This is a genomic window from Nocardia fodinahabitans (assembly GCF_052983615.1).
Genome location: NZ_JBRJJC010000001.1, coordinates 1,914,862 through 1,932,275 on the forward strand (window position 1 = coordinate 1,914,862; position 17,414 = coordinate 1,932,275).

Below are 17,414 nucleotides of genomic sequence, written 5' to 3' on the forward strand. Positions count from 1 at the left end.
ACGAACGTGTTTCGGACAAACGAAACCCCGGGCACGAAGATGCCCGGGGTTTGCGGAAGCGGTGGTTCAGGCCAGACGTTCGGCCGCGGCGGCCACCCGTTCATCGGTCGCGGTGAGTGCGATCCGGACATGTTCCGGGGAGCGCGGACCGTAGAAATCGCCGGGGGCGGCGAGGATTCCGCGCTCGGCGAGCCAGTCCAGGGTGCGCCGGCACGACTCGCCGCGGGTGACCCACAGGTACAGCCCGGCGTCGGAGAAATCGATCCGGAAACCCGCCTCCTGCAACGCCTTTCGCAGGATCTCGCGACGAGCGCGGTAACGCTCGCGCTGGCGCGCCTCGTGCTCGTCGTCGCTCAGCGCGGCGGTCATCGCGGCCTGGATCGGGAACGGCAGCATCATGCCGGAGTGCTTGCGCACTTCGAGCAGTTCGGCGACCAGTTCCGGATCGCCCGCGACGAAGCCGGCGCGGTAGCTGGCGAGATTCGAGGTCTTCGACAGCGAGTGGATCGCCAGCAGACCGGTGTGGTCGCCGTCGCACACGCGCGGGTCGAGGATCGAGATGGCCTCGCCCTCCCAGGTCAGGCCCAGGTAGCACTCGTCGGAGGCGACGATCGCCCCGCGCTCGCGAGCGAACGCGACCACCTTGCGCAGATGCTCGATCCCGAGCACCTTGCCGGTCGGGTTCGACGGCGAGTTCACGAAGATCAGCGCCGGCTTCTGCGGGCCGATCTGGGTGAGACCGTCCGCGCGCCACGGCTTCGCGCCCGCCAGCAGCACGCCGACCTCGTAGGTCGGGTAGGCGATCTCGGGGATCACGACGAGATCCTCGGGGCCCAGCCCGAGCAGGCGCGGCAGACCGGCGATGAGCTCCTTGGTGCCGATCACCGGCAGCACCGCGGCCGGGTCGACGCCGGTGATCCCGAACCTGCGCGCCAGTGCCGCGACGGCGGCGGCGCGCAGCTCAGGGGTGCCGTGCGTGGTCGGGTATCCGGGTACCTCGGCCACCGACCGCAGCGCCGCCTGGATCAGCGGATCGACCGGGTCGACCGGCGTGCCGACCGAGAGGTCGACGAGCCCACCGGGATGCGCGGCCGCCTTCTGCTTGACCGCGGCGATCGTGTCCCAGGGAAAATCGGGCAGCAGGCTGCTGACCCTCATTCTTCTGCCATGGGGGGCAGCGCCTTGATGAAGGGCGGATCGAAGTCCACGACCCCCACCTTGGTGGCGCCACCGGGCGAGCCGAGCTCGTCGAAGAAGTCGACGTTGGCGTTGATGTAACCGCTCCACTGGTCCGGGGTGTCGTCCTCGTAGAAGATCGCCTCCACCGGGCAGACCGGCTCACACGCACCACAGTCAACGCACTCGTCGGGTTGGATGTAGAGCATGCGGCCACCCTCGTAGATGCAATCCACGGGGCATTCCTCGATGCACGCCTTGTCCTTCACGTCAACGCACGGTTCAGCGATGATGTACGGCACTGCCGTTCTCCTAGTCTGTCCTCACCTGCGGTGGTACTCCGCCACCGAAACCCTATCCCGAGACTGCACCTCAGTCCCAGGTCAGCCTGCCCTAACTCGCACTCTCGATCAGCCGATCACTCTTTACCTCCGGCGTATCGGGCCCTGGATTCGGTACAGGATCTCGTTGTCGTCAGCGCAATGAAGGGAGCCGCCCTGAGTACGGCGGAAGATCGTGCGGCCGCGCTTGATCTGGTAGCCCGGCTCACATCCTCGTATCCCGAATTTCCCGACGCGCCGCCGCCGGACCTCCTCGACCACGCACGGCTGTGGGCCTACCTGAAACCGACCACGATGTCGGCGGTGAACCCGACGCTGCGATCACCTCCGAGAACAAACAGTACGAGGTCTGGGAGCACAACACCTATGTGATCTGTGAGGTACTCGCCTGGCGGGGGATCTGGCTGTCCGAGGAGCGGCGCCGGATCGGCAATGTCGATCTCGGGCGCACCAGGTATCTGGCCCCGCCAGGTGCTCTCGGAGTTCGGGCTCGCCCTGCCCGCCGACGTCGCGGTGCGGGTGCACGATTCCAATCAGGAGCACCGGTTCATGGTGCTGCCGAATACGGCGTCAGCAATCCCCTGCCGCCGTGGAAGACCAGCCTGGACGGGCTCTGCGACGCGCTCGATCACGCCCGGTGCGCACCGGGCGGCTTGGATGTCCAGACCAGGCGCTACGACGAGGACGCGCTCTCGGCGACCATCTACCCCACCCTGCCCTACCCCGAGAACCAGCTCGTCGCCCTGGCGCACTCCGTCGTGGCACGCGGCATCGTCGACGAACGCGAACTCGACGAGCTCAGCCGATCGACAGCGGCAACGCCACCGGCTTGGGCGGCACCTGCCCGTAGACGGTGGTGCGCTCGCGCACCGGCCGGTCGATCCCCGCGGCGATCTCGGTGAGTTCGGCGACGGTCTTGGCCGAGCCGTGCTGGGAGCCCGCCATCCGGGAGATGGTCTCCTCCATCAGGGTGCCGCCGAGGTCGTTGGCGCCGCCGGTGAGCATCACCTGGGTGCCGACGGTGCCGAGCTTGACCCAGCTGGTCTGGATGTTGTCGATGCTGCCGTGCAGCATGATCCGGGCCAGGGCGTGCACCGCGCGATTGTCGCGGTTGGTCGGGCCCGGCCTGGCCGCGCCCGCCAGGTAGAGCGGGGCGCTCTGGTGGACGAACGGCAGCGGGACGAATTCGGTGAAGCCGCCGGTCTCGTCCTGGATGCCGCGCAGCACCCGCAGGTGACCCACCCAGTGCTTCGGGTTGTCGACGTGGCCGTACATCATCGTCGAGCTGGACCGGATGCCCAGCCGATGCGCGGTGGTGATCACCTCGATCCAGGCCGAGGTGGGCAGCTTGCCCTTGGTGAGGACCCAGCGCACCTCGTCGTCGAGGATCTCGGCCGCGGTGCCGGGGATGGAGTCCAGCCCGGCCTCCTTCAGCGCGGAGAGCCAGTCGTGGATGCTCTGGCCGCCACGGGAGGCGCCGTTGACGATCTCCATCGGGCTGAACGCGTGCACGTGCATCGACGGAACGCGGGCCTTGATCGCGCGGACCAGATCGGCGTAGCCGGAGACCGGCAGTTCGGGGTCGATGCCGCCCTGCATGCAGATCTCGGTCGCGCCGTCGACGTGCGCCTCCCAGGCACGGTCGGCGACCTCGTCGGTGCTCAGCGTGAACGCGTCGGCGTCGCCCTTGCGCTGGGCGAACGCGCAGAACCGGCAGCCGGTGTAGCAGATGTTGGTGAAGTTGATGTTCCGGTTCACCACGTAGGTGACGTCGTCACCGTTGACCGTGCGGCGCAGCGAATCCGCCAGTGCCGCGATGGCGTCCATGTTCACGCCGTCGGCGGTGGCCAGCGCGAGATACTGGTCGTCGGTCAGTCCGGCCGGGTCCTGCTCGGCGGCGCGCAGGGCGTCGAGCACATCCGAATCGAGCCGTTCCGGCGCCGTGACGGCCAGGTCGCGCGCGTGTTCGCGGATGGTCTCCCAGTCGCCGAAGGCGCCGACGACTTCCTGACCGAGCCCGGAATCGCTGCGGCTCTCGGTGTTCCGGCCTTCGGTATCGATGGCGGTGTTCAGGTCGACGCGGCCGACCGAGTCCCACGATTCGTCGGGCTCCTGCCACGGCAGGCCGACCGGCAGCGCGTCGGGCCTGGCCAGCCCGGTCGCCGGATCGGTGAGCGCGGCGACGTGCGCGCCGATGCGCGGATCGATCCACGGGTGCCCGGCGCGCACATACTTCGGGTGCGCGGAGGTGCGCTCCACCAGGGTGAAGCCAGCCGCCTCGGTGATCTCGCGCAGGGTGTCCAGATTCGGCCACGGGCGTTCGGGATTCACGTGGTCGACCGTCACCGGCGACACCCCGCCCCAGTCGTCGATGCCGGCGGCGATCAGGGCGCGGCAATCGCTGTGCGAGACCAGGTTCGGCGGCGCCTGCACCGGAACGTCCGGTCCGAGCAGCAGTCTCGTGACCGCGACGGTGGCCAGGAACTCGGCGACATCGGCGTCGGGGACATCGCGCATGGCGGTGTCGTCCTTGGCCCGGAAGTTCTGCACGATCACTTCCTGGATGTGCCCGAACTCGCGGTGCTGCTTGCGAATCGCCATGATCGACTCGGCGCGCTCGGTGAGCGTCTCGCCGATGCCGACCAGGATGCCGGTGGTGTAGGGCACCGAGAGCCTGCCCGCGTCGGTGATCGAGCGCAGCCGCACGGCGGGATCCTTGTCGGGACTGCCGTAGTGGCACTGCCCCTTCTCGGTGAACAGCCGGGTCGAGGTGGTCTCGAGCATCATGCCCATCGACTGCGCGACCGGCTTGAGCCGGGCGATCTCGGCCCAGCTCAGCACGCCGGGGTTCAGATGCGGCAGCAGGCCGGTCTCCTCGAGCACCAGGATGGAGACGGCGCGCAGGTAGTCCAGGGTGGAGTCGTAGCCGCGCTCGTCAAGCCACTGCGCGGCCTCGGGCCAGCGGTCCTCGGGCCGGTCGCCCAGGGTGAACAGGGCTTCCTTGCAACCCAGCGCGGCACCTTCGCGGGCGATCGCGAGCACCTCGTCCGGTTCCAGGAACATGCCGTGGCCCTCGGCGCGCAGCTTGCCCGGCACGGTCACGAACGTGCAGTAGTGGCACTTGTCCCGGCACAGCTTGGTGAGCGGGATGAAGACATTGCGCGAGTAGCTGATCGTGCGGGGCCTGCCCGCCGACTCCAGGCCGGCGTCGCGGACCCGGACCGCGCTGGCGCACAGATCGGCGAGATCGTCGCCGGTCGCGTGCAGCAGGACGGTGGCCTCGTCGACATTGAGGGTGACACCGTCGCGTGCCCGGCGCAGCGCCCGGCGCATGGCGGCGGGACTCGGCGGCGGCAGGGGAACGCTCGGGTTCGGAAGCTCGGTCACCCCGTCGATCATGCGCTACTTCTTTCCAGAACGTGCGGTCGGCTGGTCACGGGCCCGGATGGGCACGGGTTTGTCGTCCTCGTCGCACGACAACCCTCCGCGCGACCCCTGGTATTCCCGAGGGGGTGAACTCCCCGGCCTCGCATGGAACCATGTCCTCATGTCGCTGCCGCGCTCCACCATTCTGGCCGAACCGGCCTGGCGTCCGAGTTCCAAGGCCAAGCTGCTGTGGGCGCTGGAGAACGCGATCGTGATCGCGGTGCTGTGCGTGGCGCTCGTGGTGTGGGCGCTGCTCGACACCGACCATCGTGGGTGGCAGCTGGTCGCGGGGGTGGCCGTGGTCGTGTTCGCGGTGCTGGGGGTGGTCGTGGTGCCGCTGTGGCGGTATGCCGTGCACCGCTGGGAGGTCACCGACGAGGCCGTGTACACCCGAGTCGGGTGGCTGGATCAGGAGTCGCGGGTCGCGCCGATCTCGCGAGTGCAGACCGTCGACACCGAGCGCGGGCCGCTGGAGCGGATGCTCGGGCTGGCCACCGTCACCGTGACCACCGCGTCCTCGGCGGGGGCGGTGAAGATCAGCGCGCTGGATCTGCCGGTCGCCGAGCAGACCGTGGCCCGGCTGGCCGCCATCGCCGCCCAGCACCGCGGGGACGCCACGTGAGCACCCCGCCCGCACCGCAGGCCGAGTGGCAGCGCCTCGACCCGCGCATGCTGATGGTGTATCCGATCAACGAGATCATGAAATACATTCCGGTGCTGCTCGGTTCGATCATCGTCGGTACCACCAGCGGTAATCCGCTGTGGAGCCTGATCCCGGTGACCCTGGTCGCGGGGTTCGGTGTCGCGCGCTGGTTCACCACCTCCTTTCGCATCGACGCCGATCACGTGCAGCTGCGCAGCGGGATCGTGCAGCGGCGAACCCTGTCGGTGCCGCGCCCGCGCATCCGTTCGGTGGACGTGGAAGCGCCGCTGCTGCACCGCGCGCTCGGGCTCGCCGTGCTGGCGATCGGCACCGGCAAGCAGACCGACAAGGGCGAGGAGTTCAAGCTCGACGCGCTCGACACCAGCCGGATCCCGGCGCTGCGGGCCGAATTGCTCTCGCACACCGGGCAATTCCCCACCGACCAGCCGACGTCGCCCGGGGCGCCGCATGTCGCCCCGCGCGACGCCGCCGCCGAATCCGGGGTCGAGATCGGACACTGGCAGGCCGCGTGGGTGCGCTACGCGCCGCTGTCGCTGACCGGGCTGGCCGTGGTCGTACCGATCGCGGGCATCGGCGCGCAGTACGGACTCATCGACATCCTCTCGAAGTCACCCGCCGTGCAGCACCTCGACGACGACAGCCCGCCCATCGTGGCGATCGTGATCGTGGGCCTGACGCTGGTGTCGGTGGCGCTGGTGAGCCTGGCCGCATGCGCCCAGTACCTCGCGACCTGGTTCGGGCTGAAGGTGATCGACAACGGCGCCACCCTGCACCTGCGCCACGGTCTGTTCACCACCCGGCAGATCACCCTGGACCTGGCCCGGTTCCGCGGCGCGACGCTCAACGATCCCCTGCTGCTGCGCGCCGCCAAGGCCGCCCAGCTGGAGATGATCATGACCGGGGAGAACCCGCGGCAGAAGATCCTTCCGCAGGCTCCGCGGTCCGCGGTCGAACGCACCCTCGACGAACTGCTGCGCACCCGTCGCAAGCCGGACGGGCCGCTCGGCGCCGAACCGGCACCGCGACCGGACTCCGGAGCAGCACCCGGATCGCCGACCGGCGCCGAACCAGCGACCTGGCCCGCATCGGCCGGTGCCTCGACATCGTTGGCGAAACAGGCCGCACCGCAACCGATCACCGGCGCCGCGCTGGGCACGATCGAGCTGGTCCAGCACGGTCCGGCGGCACGACGGCGGCGCTACTCCAAGGCCGCGTGGCCGGTCGGCGGGCTGGTCGTCGTCCTGATCGCCATCGCCCTGGTCAGCGGTCCTCTGCCGGGGTGGTTCTGGGGCCTGCCGGCGATGTTCGCGGTGATCATGGCCGCGCTCGCCGAGGACCGCTACCGCAGCCTCGGCCATCGGGTACTGCCCGGCAGCACCGGCCCCACCTGGCTGATCACCCGGCGCGGCAGCCTCGACCGCAATCGCGACTGCCTGGAAGCACCGGGCATCATCGGCTGGACCATCCGCCGGACCTACTGGCAGCGGCGGGCCGGGCTGGCCACCGTGGTCGCCGCGACGGCGGCAGGCAAGAAGGCCTACCTGGTGGACGACATCCCGTTCGACCAGGCCGTCGCCCTCATCGAGGCCGTCACCCCCGGCGTGCAGGGCAGCCGCTGACCGGCGCACATCGATCGGCGACCATGGGTCGTGCGCCCGCGGCACCGAGTGTCGGCCCGCGCCCGCGCCCGCGCGCGGCGTAGCGTTTCCCCCAGGCCGGTAGTGCGGACGGAGGGTGGTTGGTGTGGAGTTCACCGAGATCATCGAGACCGCGGGTCAGGCGCTCGACGGCGCGGGCGTCGCGGCGATCGTCATCGGCGGACTCGTCGGCACCGTCAAGTTCCTCCACGCGCTGGCCGGGCACGCGGATTTCGAGGTCGCCTACCGCGTCTACCGGCGCGGCCTCGGCCGGGCCATCCTGCTCGGGCTGGAATTCCTGGTCGCCGCCGACATCATCCGAACCGTCGCCATCGCACCGACTTTCACCAGTGTCGGAGTACTGGCACTGATTGTGCTGGTCCGGACCTTCCTCAGCTATTCGCTGGAGCTGGAGCTCACCGGCCGGTGGCCGTGGCAGCAGAAACCCGAGGAAGCGCCGACCGCGACGTGACCTAGACAGCCGTCACCTCGAGCTTCGGCTCCGATTCCTCCGCACCGGTTTTCGCGTCCCGCATCAGGATGACCGCGAGCACCGCGGCGGCGACCGAGGCCAGCGCACCCACACCGAAGGTGACCTGCATGGCGGTGCAGAAGGCATCGCGCGCCGGCCCGATGACGGTGCCGTCGCCGGTACCGAGCGCACCCGCGATCGACTCCCTGGCCGCGGCGGGCGCCGAGTCCGGCATGGCCCCGGCGAAGGTGCCTGCCAGCACCGCGCCGAGCACCGCCACACCCAGCGCCGCACCGGCCTGCTGGATGGTGTCGTTGAGCGCCGAGCCGACGCCGGCGTGGTCCTCGGGCACGGCGCTCATCAGCGCGCCGATCGCGGCGGGCATCGCCAGACCGCCGCCGGCGCCGAGCAGCGCCATCGCGACGGCGGGCAGGGTGAAGCTCGCGCCCGCGTCGAGGGTGGCCAGCACCGCGAAGCCCGCGGCGACGACGATCAGACCGGCGATGGTGACGATCCGCGCGCCCAGCTTGCCGACCAGCACCGCGCCGATGCCGTTGGCCACGAGCAGGGTGACCGCCATCGGGGTGAAGGCCAGCGCGGTCCGCATCGGCGAGTAGTCGAGCACGAACTGCAGGTACTGGGTGAGCACCAGGACCAGCCCGCCGTTGGCGAAGGTCACCAGGACCAGCGAGAAGCTGGAACCGGTGAAGGTGCGGTTGCCGAACAGCTGCAACGGGACCATCGGCTCGTCGGTGCGCAGTTCGCGGAGCACGAAGGCACCCAGGGCGAGCACCGTGACGGCGAAGCCGGCCAGCACGTCGCGATCGGTCCAGCCCGCGTGCGGCACCGAGATGATGGTCCACACCAGCGCGGTCATACCGATGATCGAGGTCAGCGTGCCGGGGATGTCGGGCCTGCGCCACGGGCCCTTGGACTCGGGCATCAGCACCAGCGCGGCCACGATGGCGACCGCCGCGATCGGCACGTTCAGCACGAACACCGAACCCCACCAGAAGTGCTCCAGCAGCACGCCGCCGACGACCGGACCGCCGACCATGCCGACCGTGGCCACCGCGCTCCACGCGCCGATCGCCTTGGGCCGCTCGTCGTCGTCGAAGACGGTGATCAGGATCGACAGAGTGCTCGGCATGATCAGCACGCCGCCGATGCCCATCAGGGCCCGGCCCGCGATGAGCAGTTCGGCGCTGCTCGCGTAGGCGGCCAGCAGTGACGCGCCACCGAAGAGGACCAGGCCGATCACCATCACCAGCTTGCGGCCGAACCGGTCCGACAGGCTGCCCGAGGTGAGCAGCAGGCCGGCGAAGACCAGCAGGTAGGCGTCGATGATCCACTGGATCTGCTGGGCGCTCGCGTCGAGATCGGTGGCGATCTGCGGGATGGCGACGGTGAGGACCATGTTGTCCACGACCAGCACCAGCGAGCTCAGGCACAGCACGATCAGGATCAGCCACCGGCGGGGATTGCGGACCACCGAATCGATGGAAGGCGTTGCGAGCGGGTCCATCCTGCTCTCCTCTCGAATATTGCCGCACACCGTGCGGTCATGCCGAACACCGTACGTTCAATGAACGACGTGCGCAATAGGTACAGCGTTCGCTACCCGTACGGTGTTCAAAGCGAGCTATGCTGTGCGGACACGCGACGTGGAGACCGACACATCACCAGCACAGGAGGCAGCGATGGCCGCGGGCAGCTCGAACTCGACCGAGATCGCATCGGTGTGGACCAGGCCGACCCGTGAACGCCGAGATCAGCCCGCGCTGAGCCGAGATCAGATCGTCGCCGAGGCGATCGCGCTGCTCGACGAGGAGGGCTTCGACGCGCTGAGCATGCGCAAGCTGGGCGCCCGGCTCGGCGCGGGCGCGACCTCGCTCTACACCCACGTCGCGAACAAGGACGAGCTGCTCGAACTCGTCGTCGATCAGGTCATCGGGGAGGTGCCGTTCCCGGAGCCGGACCCGGCGAACTGGCGGGCACGGGTGCACGAGCAGGCCGACGGGCTGCGCGCGACCCTGCTGGCCCATCCGTGGGTCACCATCGTGTTCGGCAACGCCGCGCTGACCTACCTGGGCCCCAACATGATGCGGCTGACCGACTCGATGCTGTCCCTGGTGGAGGCGGGCGGTTTCCCCGACGACGTCGTCGATGTCACCACCAACACGGCGTTCCAATTCATCGTCGGGTCCTGCACGAACGAGGCCGTGATGCTGACGACGGTCGCCCGCAGCGGGCTACCGCCCCAGCAGTGGGTCGACCAGGTGATGGCGGCCAGCGCCGCCGCTTCGGAGCCGTATCCGCGCCTGCACCGGCGCTATGTCGGCCAGCGACAGCAGGTCGTCGCCGAGGCGGCGGGCGGGAAGATGAGCCAGTTCTCCGAGGCGATCGACCTGATCCTGGACGGCGCCGAGACCCGGCGCCGCTGACGCCTCAGCTCCGGAACGGGCCCACGTTCGAGCGGTAGTACAGGTAGGCGGCCGGCGCGAGCACCCCACAGGCCAGCAACAGCAGGGTGCGACCGTCGCTGCCGAGCAACACGTCTCCGCCGGGACCGCGCGAGGCCGCCACCAGGAATCCGAAGACCCACACCACGATCGGCGCGAAAGCGAAACCGAGCCGGGAGGTCACCGATTCCATGCCGTAGACCAGTCCCACATTGATCGGCGCGGCCAGCAGCGCCGCCACCGGCAGCGCGACGGCGCCGGCGTAGAGCGGCAGGAACAGCACCTCGACGGCCAGCGTGATCAGCGCGTCGACGAGCAGCAGCACCACGATCAGCCCCGAGAGCACCGGGTCGAACCGGGCGGGCAGGCGCACGGACCGCAACACGGCGGTCGGCGTGCCTGCGGGCTTCGCGGAGTCGGTCACCATGGGGGCGAGTCTATTCGGCCGGACCGCCCGACCGCGCCGCCCGACCCGGCGATGCGCCTGGTCGCCACCGGGCGGTCGATCGCCCAGCGGCTCACTCGAGCCCGGCGAACAGGTCGTGTTCGAAGCCGTCTGCGCCGACCTGGCCGCGCGGGCCGCGTACCAGGGTGAAGTGTTCCTCCGGCAGCACCGGCAGCGCGATGTTGTTGGACAGGGCGAACTCCCGGCCACTGGGGGCGACGGTGACCTGGGTGGCGTGCGCGCGCATCGCGGCGCGCTTGGCGGCGACGGCGTCGGAGACGTCGACCACGGTGGTGACGCCCGTCGTCGACATGGCGGCCAGCTCGGCCTCCACCGGCAGGCGCCAGCCGGCGGGCAGTGCGCCGGGCAGCTCGTCGACGGTGCGGCGGGCCAGGGCCGCGGTGTGCTGGCGCAGCAGGTCGCCGTCGGTGACGGTCCAGTAGAACTTGGGGACGTCCCAGCCCCGCCCGGCCGCCGCGTCGACGGCCGCGGTGGTGATCTCGTGCGCGCGGATGTGATCGGGATGGCCGTAGCCGCCGCGCGGATCGTAGGTCACCACGACGCGCGGCTTCAGCTCCAGCAGCACCTCGACCAGTGCCTCGACCGCCGCGTCGCCGGAGTTCACGAAGGCCCGCGGATGCGCGGCCGACGGCGTGCCCGCCATGCCGGAATCGCGCCACCGGCCCGCGCCGCCGAGGAACCACGGCGCGCCCGCGTCCAGCGCGTTCAGCGCCGCGGTGAGTTCGGTGATGCGATAGCCGCCGAGCTGGTCGGCCTCGGCGGCGACCAGGCCCGCCCAGCGCTCGCCGATGACCTCGCCTTCCTCGCCGAGCGTGCAGGTCACCACGGTCACCGGGCGGCCGCGCTTGCGATAGTGCGCGATCGTGCCACCGGTGGTGAGGGTTTCGTCGTCGGGGTGGGCATGCACCAACAGCAGGCCGCCGGTCTCGCGGGTCGAATGTGTCACGGGATCCTCCGCCATTGCGCCGTGTCTGCGAAGATGCCGACCTGGATCGCGCCGGCCAGCGAGACGCCGTCCACCCGCGGACCCGCCGCGGCGACGACGTTGTCCTGCACGATCGGCAGCACCGTCGACAGTTCCCACAGCTTGGGCTCGGCCTCGGCCAGCACGCGCGGCACCTCGATACCGCGCAGCGCCTCGTCGATCGAGGGTTGGAGGCTCGGGTCGCACACGCCGCCGATATTGCTGGGCGCCTTGCGGTAGGCCTCGGCCGCCGCCAGCGCCTTGCTGTCGGCGCCGGGCAGCTCCGGCGGCGGGCAGCCGTAGCGCGAGGCCAGCACCGTCGCGGGGTCGTCACCGGCCAGCTCCCAGCCGACGATGGCGTCGATCGCGGATTCGGTGAGGTCCTTGCCGTACAGCTCGTCGGCGGGCAGGCCGCGCACGGTGGCATCGATGCCGGCACTGCGCAATTGGTCGGCGGCGGTATTGGCCACGGCCAGCGCGGCCGCGTCCTCGTTGACGGCGCCGATCCGCACCGACAGGCCCTTGCCGTTGCGCGCGACCGACCGCGGGCGCGGCGCGGGCGAGGTCGGCGAGCCGGTCTGCGGCGTCTCCGGCGCGCGGCCGAAACCGGCCTCGGCCAGCAGCGCGAACGCCTCCTCGGTGCTCGGCCGGGGCGGCGCGGTCGGGACGTAGCCGGGGCTCGACGGCGGAAGTACCTGGGCGCGTGCGGGTTCCACCCAGCCGCCGGTCTGCGCGCCGACGGTGGCCAGCAGCGCGGGATCGAGCAGCGCGAGCACCGCCTTGCGCACGCGCGCGTCGGTGAGGTCACCCGAGCGGCCGTTGAGCGCCAGTTGCAGCTCGCGCGCCTGCGGCATGATCGTGGTCCGCACCGACGGGATCGCGGCGAGCTGGGCCTGGGTCGCGACACCGCCGTGCACCAGCGCCATCTGCGCGTCGCCGGTACGCAGCGACTCGGCCAGCTGCGACGGGGTGCCACCGCGACGGAACAGGATCTGGTCCGGCGCGGCCGGGGTGCCCCAGAAACGGTCGTTGCGCTCGAGCAGGATCTCGTCGCGACCGCGGTCGACCGACTTGATGGTGAAATTGCCGCCCGACACCGGAATCCGGTCGACCAGCCCGCTGGTGAACCCGCCCGGCGAATCCTTCACCAGGTGCGAGGGCAGCAGGTTCGAGAACAGCTCACGCCAGGCCGGATACGGCTGGGTCAACGTCACGGTGACCGTCTTGCCGCCACCGGAGGACGCCACGTCCGAGATCAGCCGGTACCCGGCCGGATCGACCACGCCGGGCTGCGTCGTCATCTGCTGCCACAGGAACCGGAAGTCCTCGGCCGCGATGGGGGCGCCGTCGGACCAGTTGGCCTGGTTGCGCAGCGTGTAGGTGATCGTGAACGGCTCCTGCGCGGTGACATCGGCCGATTCGATGAGCGAGGCGTCGGGCACCCAGTCGACCACCGCCGGATGCGCCTGCGCCGCCACCGGCCGGAACGGGCTCGGCAGCACCATCGAGCTCACCGCGTTGGTGGCGGGCGACTGATCCGAGCGCAGATGCGGATTGAAACCGATGCCGATGTCGTCGATCGCGACCACGACCGTGTTCTTCCCCGGCTTGGCCTGGGTGGTCTTGGGCGAATCGGTGCTCTCGATCGGCGGCGGTGGATTCGCGGTGCAACCGGCGAGGACCGCCGTCGAGGCCGTCATCACCATCACCGCCACGCGCCACCTTGCGCGTCTGACCCCCGAACTCACTCTGGCACCCTACCTCGCTCATCTGCCCGGAGCCCGGCACCGGTCACTGCGGAAACGACAGTGGGACGGTACCGAAGCACCGTCCCACTGTCAGAACCTGATCAGGAGTTGCTCACCGCGCGGTCGCGGGCCTTACGGCGCGACAGGTCGCGAGCACGCTCGTTGGCGCCGAGCACCACCTTGCGCACGCGGACGACCTCCGGGGTGACCTCCACGCACTCGTCGCCGGCGCAGAACTCCATCGCCAGCTCGAGGTCGAGCTGCAACGGCTTGGCCATGGTCTCGAACGTGTCCGCGGTCGCGCTGCGCATGTTGGTCAGCTTCTTCTCGCGGGTGACGTTGATGTCGAGATCCTCGGCACGCGGGTTGATGCCGACGACCATGCCCTCGTAGGTGTCCGAGCCCGGCTCGACGAAGAACTGACCACGGTCGGCCAGCTGGATCATCGCGAACGGGGTGACGGTCCCCGCGCGGTCCGACACCAGCGAACCGGTGTGGCGGGCGCGGATCTCACCGGCCCACGGCGCGTAGCCGTGGGAGACGGCGTTGGCGATGCCGGTGCCGCGGGTCTCGGTGAGGAACACGGTGCGGAAGCCGATGAGGCCACGCGAGGGCACGATGAACTCCATGCGCACCCAACCGGCGGCGTGGTTGCTCATCTGCACCATCTTGCCCTTGCGGGCGGCCAGCAGCTGGGTGATCGCGCCCAGGTACTCGTCGGGGCAGTCGATGGTCAGCTCTTCGAACGGCTCGTGCACCTTGCCGTCGACCTGCTTGGTGACCACCTGCGGCTTGCCCACGGTGAGCTCGAAGCCCTCGCGGCGCATCTGCTCGACCAGGATGGCCAGCGCCAGCTCACCACGGCCCTGCACCTCCCAGGCGTCGGGACGGCCGATGTCGAGCACGCGCAGCGACACGTTGCCGATCAGTTCCTGGTCCAGGCGCGACTTCACCATGCGGGCGGTCAGCTTGTGGCCCTGCACCCGGCCGACCAGCGGCGAGGTGTTGGTGCCGATGACCACCGAGATGGCGGGCTCGTCGACCGAGATGCGCGGCAGCGCGACCGGGTTGTCCACGTCGGCGAGGGTGTCGCCGATCATGATGTCCGGGATACCGGCGATGGCGACGATGTCACCGGCGACGGCGACCTCGCCCGGCTGACGCTCGACACCGATGGTCTGCAGCAGCTCGGTGATCTTGACCTGCTTGGCGCCGTCGGCGTTGATCCAGGTGACGTTCTGACCCTTGCGCAGCTCGCCGTTGTGCACGCGAACCAGCGCCAGGCGGCCGAGGAAGGCCGAGGCGTCGAGGTTGGTGACGTGGGCCTGCAGCGGCGCCTCCGGGTTGCCCTTGGGCGCCGGGATGTTCTCCATGAGCACGTCGAACAGGGCGTCGAGGTTCTCGGCGTCGGGCGCCGACCCGTTCTCGGGACGCTCCTTGGAGGCCTTGCCCTCACGGCCGGAGGCGTAGAGGACCGGCAGGTCCAGCGCCAGCTCGGCGGCTTCGGCGGCCTCGTCGTCGAGGTCGGAGGCCAGGTCGAGCAGCAGGTCGTGCGACTCCTCGACGACCTCCTCGATCCGGGCGTCGGGGCGGTCGGTCTTGTTGACGACCAGGATCACCGGCAGCTTGGCCGCGAGCGCCTTGCGCAGCACGAACCGGGTCTGCGGCAGCGGGCCCTCGGACGCGTCGACGAGCAGCACGACACCATCGACCATGGACAGGCCGCGCTCGACCTCGCCACCGAAGTCGGCGTGGCCGGGGGTGTCGATCACGTTGATGACGGTGACGGAGCCGTCGGGGTGATGGCGGTGGACCGCCGTGTTCTTGGCGAGAATGGTGATGCCCTTCTCGCGCTCCAGATCTCCGGAGTCCATGACCCGGTCGACCAGTTCGGCTCGCTCAGCGAACGCGCCCGACTGACGAAGCATGGCGTCGACCAGCGTCGTCTTGCCGTGGTCGACGTGGGCCACGATGGCGACGTTGCGAAAATCGCGTGTAGACGACACGCCTCAATCCTCCTGCTGTTGGTGTATTGGCGCGCATTCATCTGGCATCGCGGCCTGTTACACCCTACCGGTACCGGAGTGGCACGCACGTGTCAGGCATTGTACTTAGGGTACGCTAACCCCCATGGGCAAGGTGAAGGCGAAGAAGGTGTCGAGCCTGAAGCCGAAGAAAAAGTGCTGCAGAAAGAAGACGCGCTGCTTCAAATGCCCGGTCGTCATCATGCGCATGAAGAAGGCCGAGGCCGCCGGAGTGTGCGGCAAAGATCTCAAAAAGGCGCTCAAACACGCGCGCGCGGCCTGAGGCGGATGACCACGGGCGATGCGTGCCGCCCGAACCAGGCGTAGAACTGCAGGTATGGGTACTCCGAAACCGGCGCTGCTCTCCGATCCCGAGATCACCATCGCCCTGGCCACCCTGCCGGATTGGTCCCGCGACGGCGATGCGATCACCCGCACGGTGCAGGCCACGTCGTTCCCGGCCGGCATCGAACTGGTCCGCGAGGTCGCCGCGGCGGCCGAGGCGGCCGATCATCATCCCGACATCGATATCCGATGGCGCACACTGCGATTCACCCTGAGCACGCACTCGGCCGGTGGCCTCACCGCCAACGACACGGCCATGGCGCACACCATCGACGACATTGTCGGCGGCTGACTCCTCAGCTCGCCGCGGACACTTCGGCACGGCGGCCGAGCCCGCGCGCCTGGGCGCGCAGGGTGTCGCGGCCGTGCCAGATCAGCCAGCCGAGTAGCACGAACACCCCGATCACGTCGACCGCGCCGAGCCAGGCCAGCGGCCACGGCCGCGGAATCGTCCAGATGGTCGGCTGCGCGAACGACAGCACCCACGGCACGCCGATCAGCATCGTCAGCACCCAGAAGCCGGCGATGATCCGCGCGACGCGCTGACCCCGCAGCGGACCGTAGAGCAGCCACAGCACCGTCGGGATCAGCCAGACCCAGTGGTGCGACCAGGAGATCGGCGAGATCATCAGCCCGAACAGCTGCACCAGCACCAGGGTGCCGAGCCGGTCGTCGGGGCCGAGCGTGCGCCAGGCGAGGACCGCCAGCACCGCCGTGACCAGCACCGCGGCGATCCACCACGGCCCGGACTGCACGTCGTCACCGAGGATCCGGCTCAGCGCGCCGCGCAGCGACTGGTTCCACACCGAGCCCACCGGCCCGATCCGGTCCGCGTCACCGAGCAGCGTGCCGAAGTACCGCTTCGCCTCGTGCGCGTTGATGAGAAAGCTCACAGCGACGGTCAACCCGAAGGCCGCCGCCGACCACAGCACCGTCGCCCAGCGGCGGCGGGCCACGAAGTACAGCCCGGTGATCGCGGGCGTCAGCTTGATGCCGGCGATCAGGCCGACCAGCGTGCCCGAGATCCACCACCGCGCACTGCGCACCGCCAGCATCGCGCCGAACACCAGGAACACATTGACCTGGCCGTAGTCGATGGTGGTGCGCACCGGCTCGAGCCAGACGCCCAGCGCCGTCCAGCCGACCGCGGCCGTGATCCACCGCGTCTGCCCGGCCCGTTCGGCGCCGAGGAGCAGTTCGAAGCTTATCCGGATCACGCCGTAGAGCGCGGCGACGGTGGCCAGCATCCAGCCGACGGCGACCGCCGCGAACGGCAGATAGTGCAGCGGGAAGAAGACCAGCGCGGCGAACGGCGGATAGGTGAACGGCAGCGGGAAGTCCGGCGTCTTCTCCGCGTAGGTGAAGTCGTAGAGACGATCGGTGAGCAGCGCGGCCGAGCCATCCACATAGACGTGCAGATCGACGACATTGAGGCCGTTCTTCGCGAACAGCATCCAGCCCAGCCTGGCGAGCACGGACAATCCGAGCAGCGCGAGAGCCCATCGGAGGTGTCGGTTCAATGCCAGGCTTTCGGTCGAGTGGGCGGCGTCGCGGTGCTTTCCTCACCTTAACCGGGCGGGCGCGGACAGCCGCGCGCACGGGTTCGCGCGGGCGCGCGCGACACCATAGGTAACATTTGCATCAACATCCCCAGCTGTAACACCAGCGGGGGTTAGCGTCGATGAACAC

At 69.8% G+C, this 17,414-nt stretch carries 14 protein-coding genes and 4 pseudogenes; 9 read left to right on the top strand and 9 right to left on the bottom strand.

The features are described 5' to 3' along the window. Positions 1 to 66: 66 nt before the first annotated feature. Together dapC and fdxA are read right to left on the bottom strand one after the other, a co-directional pair. Entirely contained in the window at positions 67 to 1,158 is a 1,092-nt protein-coding gene (gene dapC, locus NV348_RS08870; protein ID WP_447146599.1) for a succinyldiaminopimelate transaminase, read from the bottom strand. Further along, positions 1,155 to 1,478 (bottom strand): ferredoxin, encoded by a 324-nt coding sequence (gene fdxA / locus NV348_RS08875; RefSeq protein WP_379028119.1) that lies wholly within the window; start codon positions 1,476 to 1,478, stop codon positions 1,155 to 1,157. The genes dapC and fdxA overlap by 4 nt, the downstream gene beginning before the upstream one ends. Before the next feature lie 195 nt (positions 1,479 to 1,673). Between fdxA and NV348_RS08880 the strand changes: the two are divergent. The 3 pseudogenes from NV348_RS08880 to NV348_RS08890 form a co-directional block, all read left to right on the top strand. After that, positions 1,674 to 1,987: pseudogene (locus NV348_RS08880) on the top strand (nitrile hydratase subunit beta); the annotation flags it as partial. Beyond that, positions 1,950 to 2,033 (top strand): annotated as a pseudogene (locus NV348_RS08885) (hypothetical protein); the annotation flags it as partial. The pseudogenes NV348_RS08880 and NV348_RS08885, both read left to right, overlap by 38 nt. A 38-nt stretch (positions 2,034 to 2,071) precedes the next feature. Continuing rightward, a pseudogene (locus NV348_RS08890) lies at positions 2,072 to 2,311 on the top strand (thiocyanate hydrolase); the annotation flags it as partial. Between the two features lie 4 nt (positions 2,312 to 2,315). On the opposite strand, the gene NV348_RS08895 reads toward NV348_RS08890, so the two are convergent. Then, positions 2,316 to 4,916, bottom strand: coding sequence for a bifunctional FO biosynthesis protein CofGH (locus NV348_RS08895; protein ID WP_447146600.1), 2,601 nt, complete (start codon positions 4,914 to 4,916; stop codon positions 2,316 to 2,318). Between the two features lie 148 nt (positions 4,917 to 5,064). Between NV348_RS08895 and NV348_RS08900 the strand changes: the two genes are divergently transcribed. From NV348_RS08900 to NV348_RS08910, 3 genes are all read left to right on the top strand, one after another. Further along, on the top strand, positions 5,065 to 5,565 hold the full coding sequence (locus tag NV348_RS08900; RefSeq protein ID WP_447146601.1) for a PH domain-containing protein: 501 nt from the start codon (positions 5,065 to 5,067) through the stop codon (positions 5,563 to 5,565). Then, positions 5,562 to 7,226, top strand: a complete 1,665-nt coding sequence (locus NV348_RS08905; protein ID WP_447146602.1) for a PH domain-containing protein — start codon at positions 5,562 to 5,564, stop codon at positions 7,224 to 7,226. The genes NV348_RS08900 and NV348_RS08905 overlap by 4 nt, the downstream gene beginning before the upstream one ends. A 124-nt stretch (positions 7,227 to 7,350) precedes the next feature. Further along, positions 7,351 to 7,716, top strand: a complete 366-nt coding sequence (locus NV348_RS08910) for a DUF1622 domain-containing protein (protein ID WP_447146603.1) — start codon at positions 7,351 to 7,353, stop codon at positions 7,714 to 7,716. A gap of 1 nt (position 7,717) precedes the next feature. Here the strand turns inward: NV348_RS08910 and NV348_RS08915 are convergent, their stop codons facing one another. Next, entirely contained in the window at positions 7,718 to 9,241 is a 1,524-nt protein-coding gene (locus NV348_RS08915; RefSeq protein ID WP_447146604.1) for an MFS transporter, read from the bottom strand. Positions 9,242 to 9,416: 175 nt separating this feature from the next. Between NV348_RS08915 and NV348_RS08920 the strand changes: the two genes are divergently transcribed. Beyond that, complete coding sequence (locus NV348_RS08920; protein ID WP_447146605.1) at positions 9,417 to 10,160, top strand: TetR/AcrR family transcriptional regulator; 744 nt, start codon at positions 9,417 to 9,419, stop codon at positions 10,158 to 10,160. Between the two features lie 4 nt (positions 10,161 to 10,164). On the opposite strand, the gene NV348_RS08925 is transcribed toward NV348_RS08920, so the two are convergent. The 4 genes from NV348_RS08925 to typA all read right to left on the bottom strand — a co-directional run bounded on the left by NV348_RS08925 (position 10,165) and on the right by typA (position 15,362). Beyond that, the gene (locus tag NV348_RS08925; RefSeq protein WP_447146606.1) at positions 10,165 to 10,605 is read right to left on the bottom strand and encodes a hypothetical protein; all 441 of its coding nucleotides are present in this window, start codon (positions 10,603 to 10,605) and stop codon (positions 10,165 to 10,167) included. A 91-nt stretch (positions 10,606 to 10,696) separates the two neighbouring features. After that, complete coding sequence (mshB, locus tag NV348_RS08930; RefSeq protein ID WP_447146607.1) at positions 10,697 to 11,605, bottom strand: N-acetyl-1-D-myo-inositol-2-amino-2-deoxy-alpha-D-glucopyranoside deacetylase; 909 nt, start codon at positions 11,603 to 11,605, stop codon at positions 10,697 to 10,699. Beyond that, entirely contained in the window at positions 11,587 to 13,308 is a 1,722-nt protein-coding gene (locus NV348_RS08935; protein WP_447146608.1) for an ABC transporter family substrate-binding protein, read from the bottom strand. Before NV348_RS08935 ends, mshB begins: the two co-directional genes overlap by 19 nt. A gap of 149 nt (positions 13,309 to 13,457) precedes the next feature. After that, positions 13,458 to 15,362: a translational GTPase TypA gene (typA, locus tag NV348_RS08940; protein WP_447146609.1), complete on the bottom strand. Its 1,905-nt coding sequence runs from the start codon at positions 15,360 to 15,362 to the stop codon at positions 13,458 to 13,460. A 124-nt stretch (positions 15,363 to 15,486) separates the two neighbouring features. On the opposite strand from typA, the gene NV348_RS08945 reads away from it, so the two are divergent. Beyond that, a complete protein-coding gene (locus tag NV348_RS08945; protein ID WP_167456179.1) occupies positions 15,487 to 15,663 on the top strand; it encodes a hypothetical protein in 177 nt (58 codons plus the stop codon). Between the two features lie 54 nt (positions 15,664 to 15,717). Next, positions 15,718 to 16,017: a 4a-hydroxytetrahydrobiopterin dehydratase gene (locus tag NV348_RS08950; protein WP_447146610.1), complete on the top strand. Its 300-nt coding sequence runs from the start codon at positions 15,718 to 15,720 to the stop codon at positions 16,015 to 16,017. A 4-nt stretch (positions 16,018 to 16,021) separates the two neighbouring features. Here NV348_RS08950 and NV348_RS08955 read toward each other — a convergent pair. Further along, a pseudogene (locus NV348_RS08955) lies at positions 16,022 to 17,278 on the bottom strand (mannosyltransferase); the annotation flags it as partial. Between the last annotated feature and the right edge of the window lie 136 nt (positions 17,279 to 17,414).

Bases quoted from the DNA above. Each gene is read 5' to 3' on its own strand.
- dapC (WP_447146599.1), bottom strand. From the start codon at position 1,158: ATGAGGGTCAGCAGCCTGCTGCCCGATTTTCCCTGGGACACGATCGCC.
- NV348_RS08895 (WP_447146600.1), bottom strand. From the start codon at position 4,916: ATGATCGACGGGGTGACCGAGCTTCCGAACCCGAGCGTTCCCCTGCCG.
- NV348_RS08900 (WP_447146601.1), top strand. From the start codon at position 5,065: ATGTCGCTGCCGCGCTCCACCATTCTGGCCGAACCGGCCTGGCGTCCG.
- NV348_RS08915 (WP_447146604.1), bottom strand. From the start codon at position 9,241: ATGGACCCGCTCGCAACGCCTTCCATCGATTCGGTGGTCCGCAATCCC.
- NV348_RS08920 (WP_447146605.1), top strand. From the start codon at position 9,417: ATGGCCGCGGGCAGCTCGAACTCGACCGAGATCGCATCGGTGTGGACC.
- NV348_RS08925 (WP_447146606.1), bottom strand. From the start codon at position 10,605: ATGGTGACCGACTCCGCGAAGCCCGCAGGCACGCCGACCGCCGTGTTG.
- mshB (WP_447146607.1), bottom strand. From the start codon at position 11,605: ATGGCGGAGGATCCCGTGACACATTCGACCCGCGAGACCGGCGGCCTG.
- NV348_RS08935 (WP_447146608.1), bottom strand. From the start codon at position 13,308: ATGACGGCCTCGACGGCGGTCCTCGCCGGTTGCACCGCGAATCCACCG.
- NV348_RS08945 (WP_167456179.1), top strand. From the start codon at position 15,487: ATGGGCAAGGTGAAGGCGAAGAAGGTGTCGAGCCTGAAGCCGAAGAAA.
- NV348_RS08950 (WP_447146610.1), top strand. From the start codon at position 15,718: ATGGGTACTCCGAAACCGGCGCTGCTCTCCGATCCCGAGATCACCATC.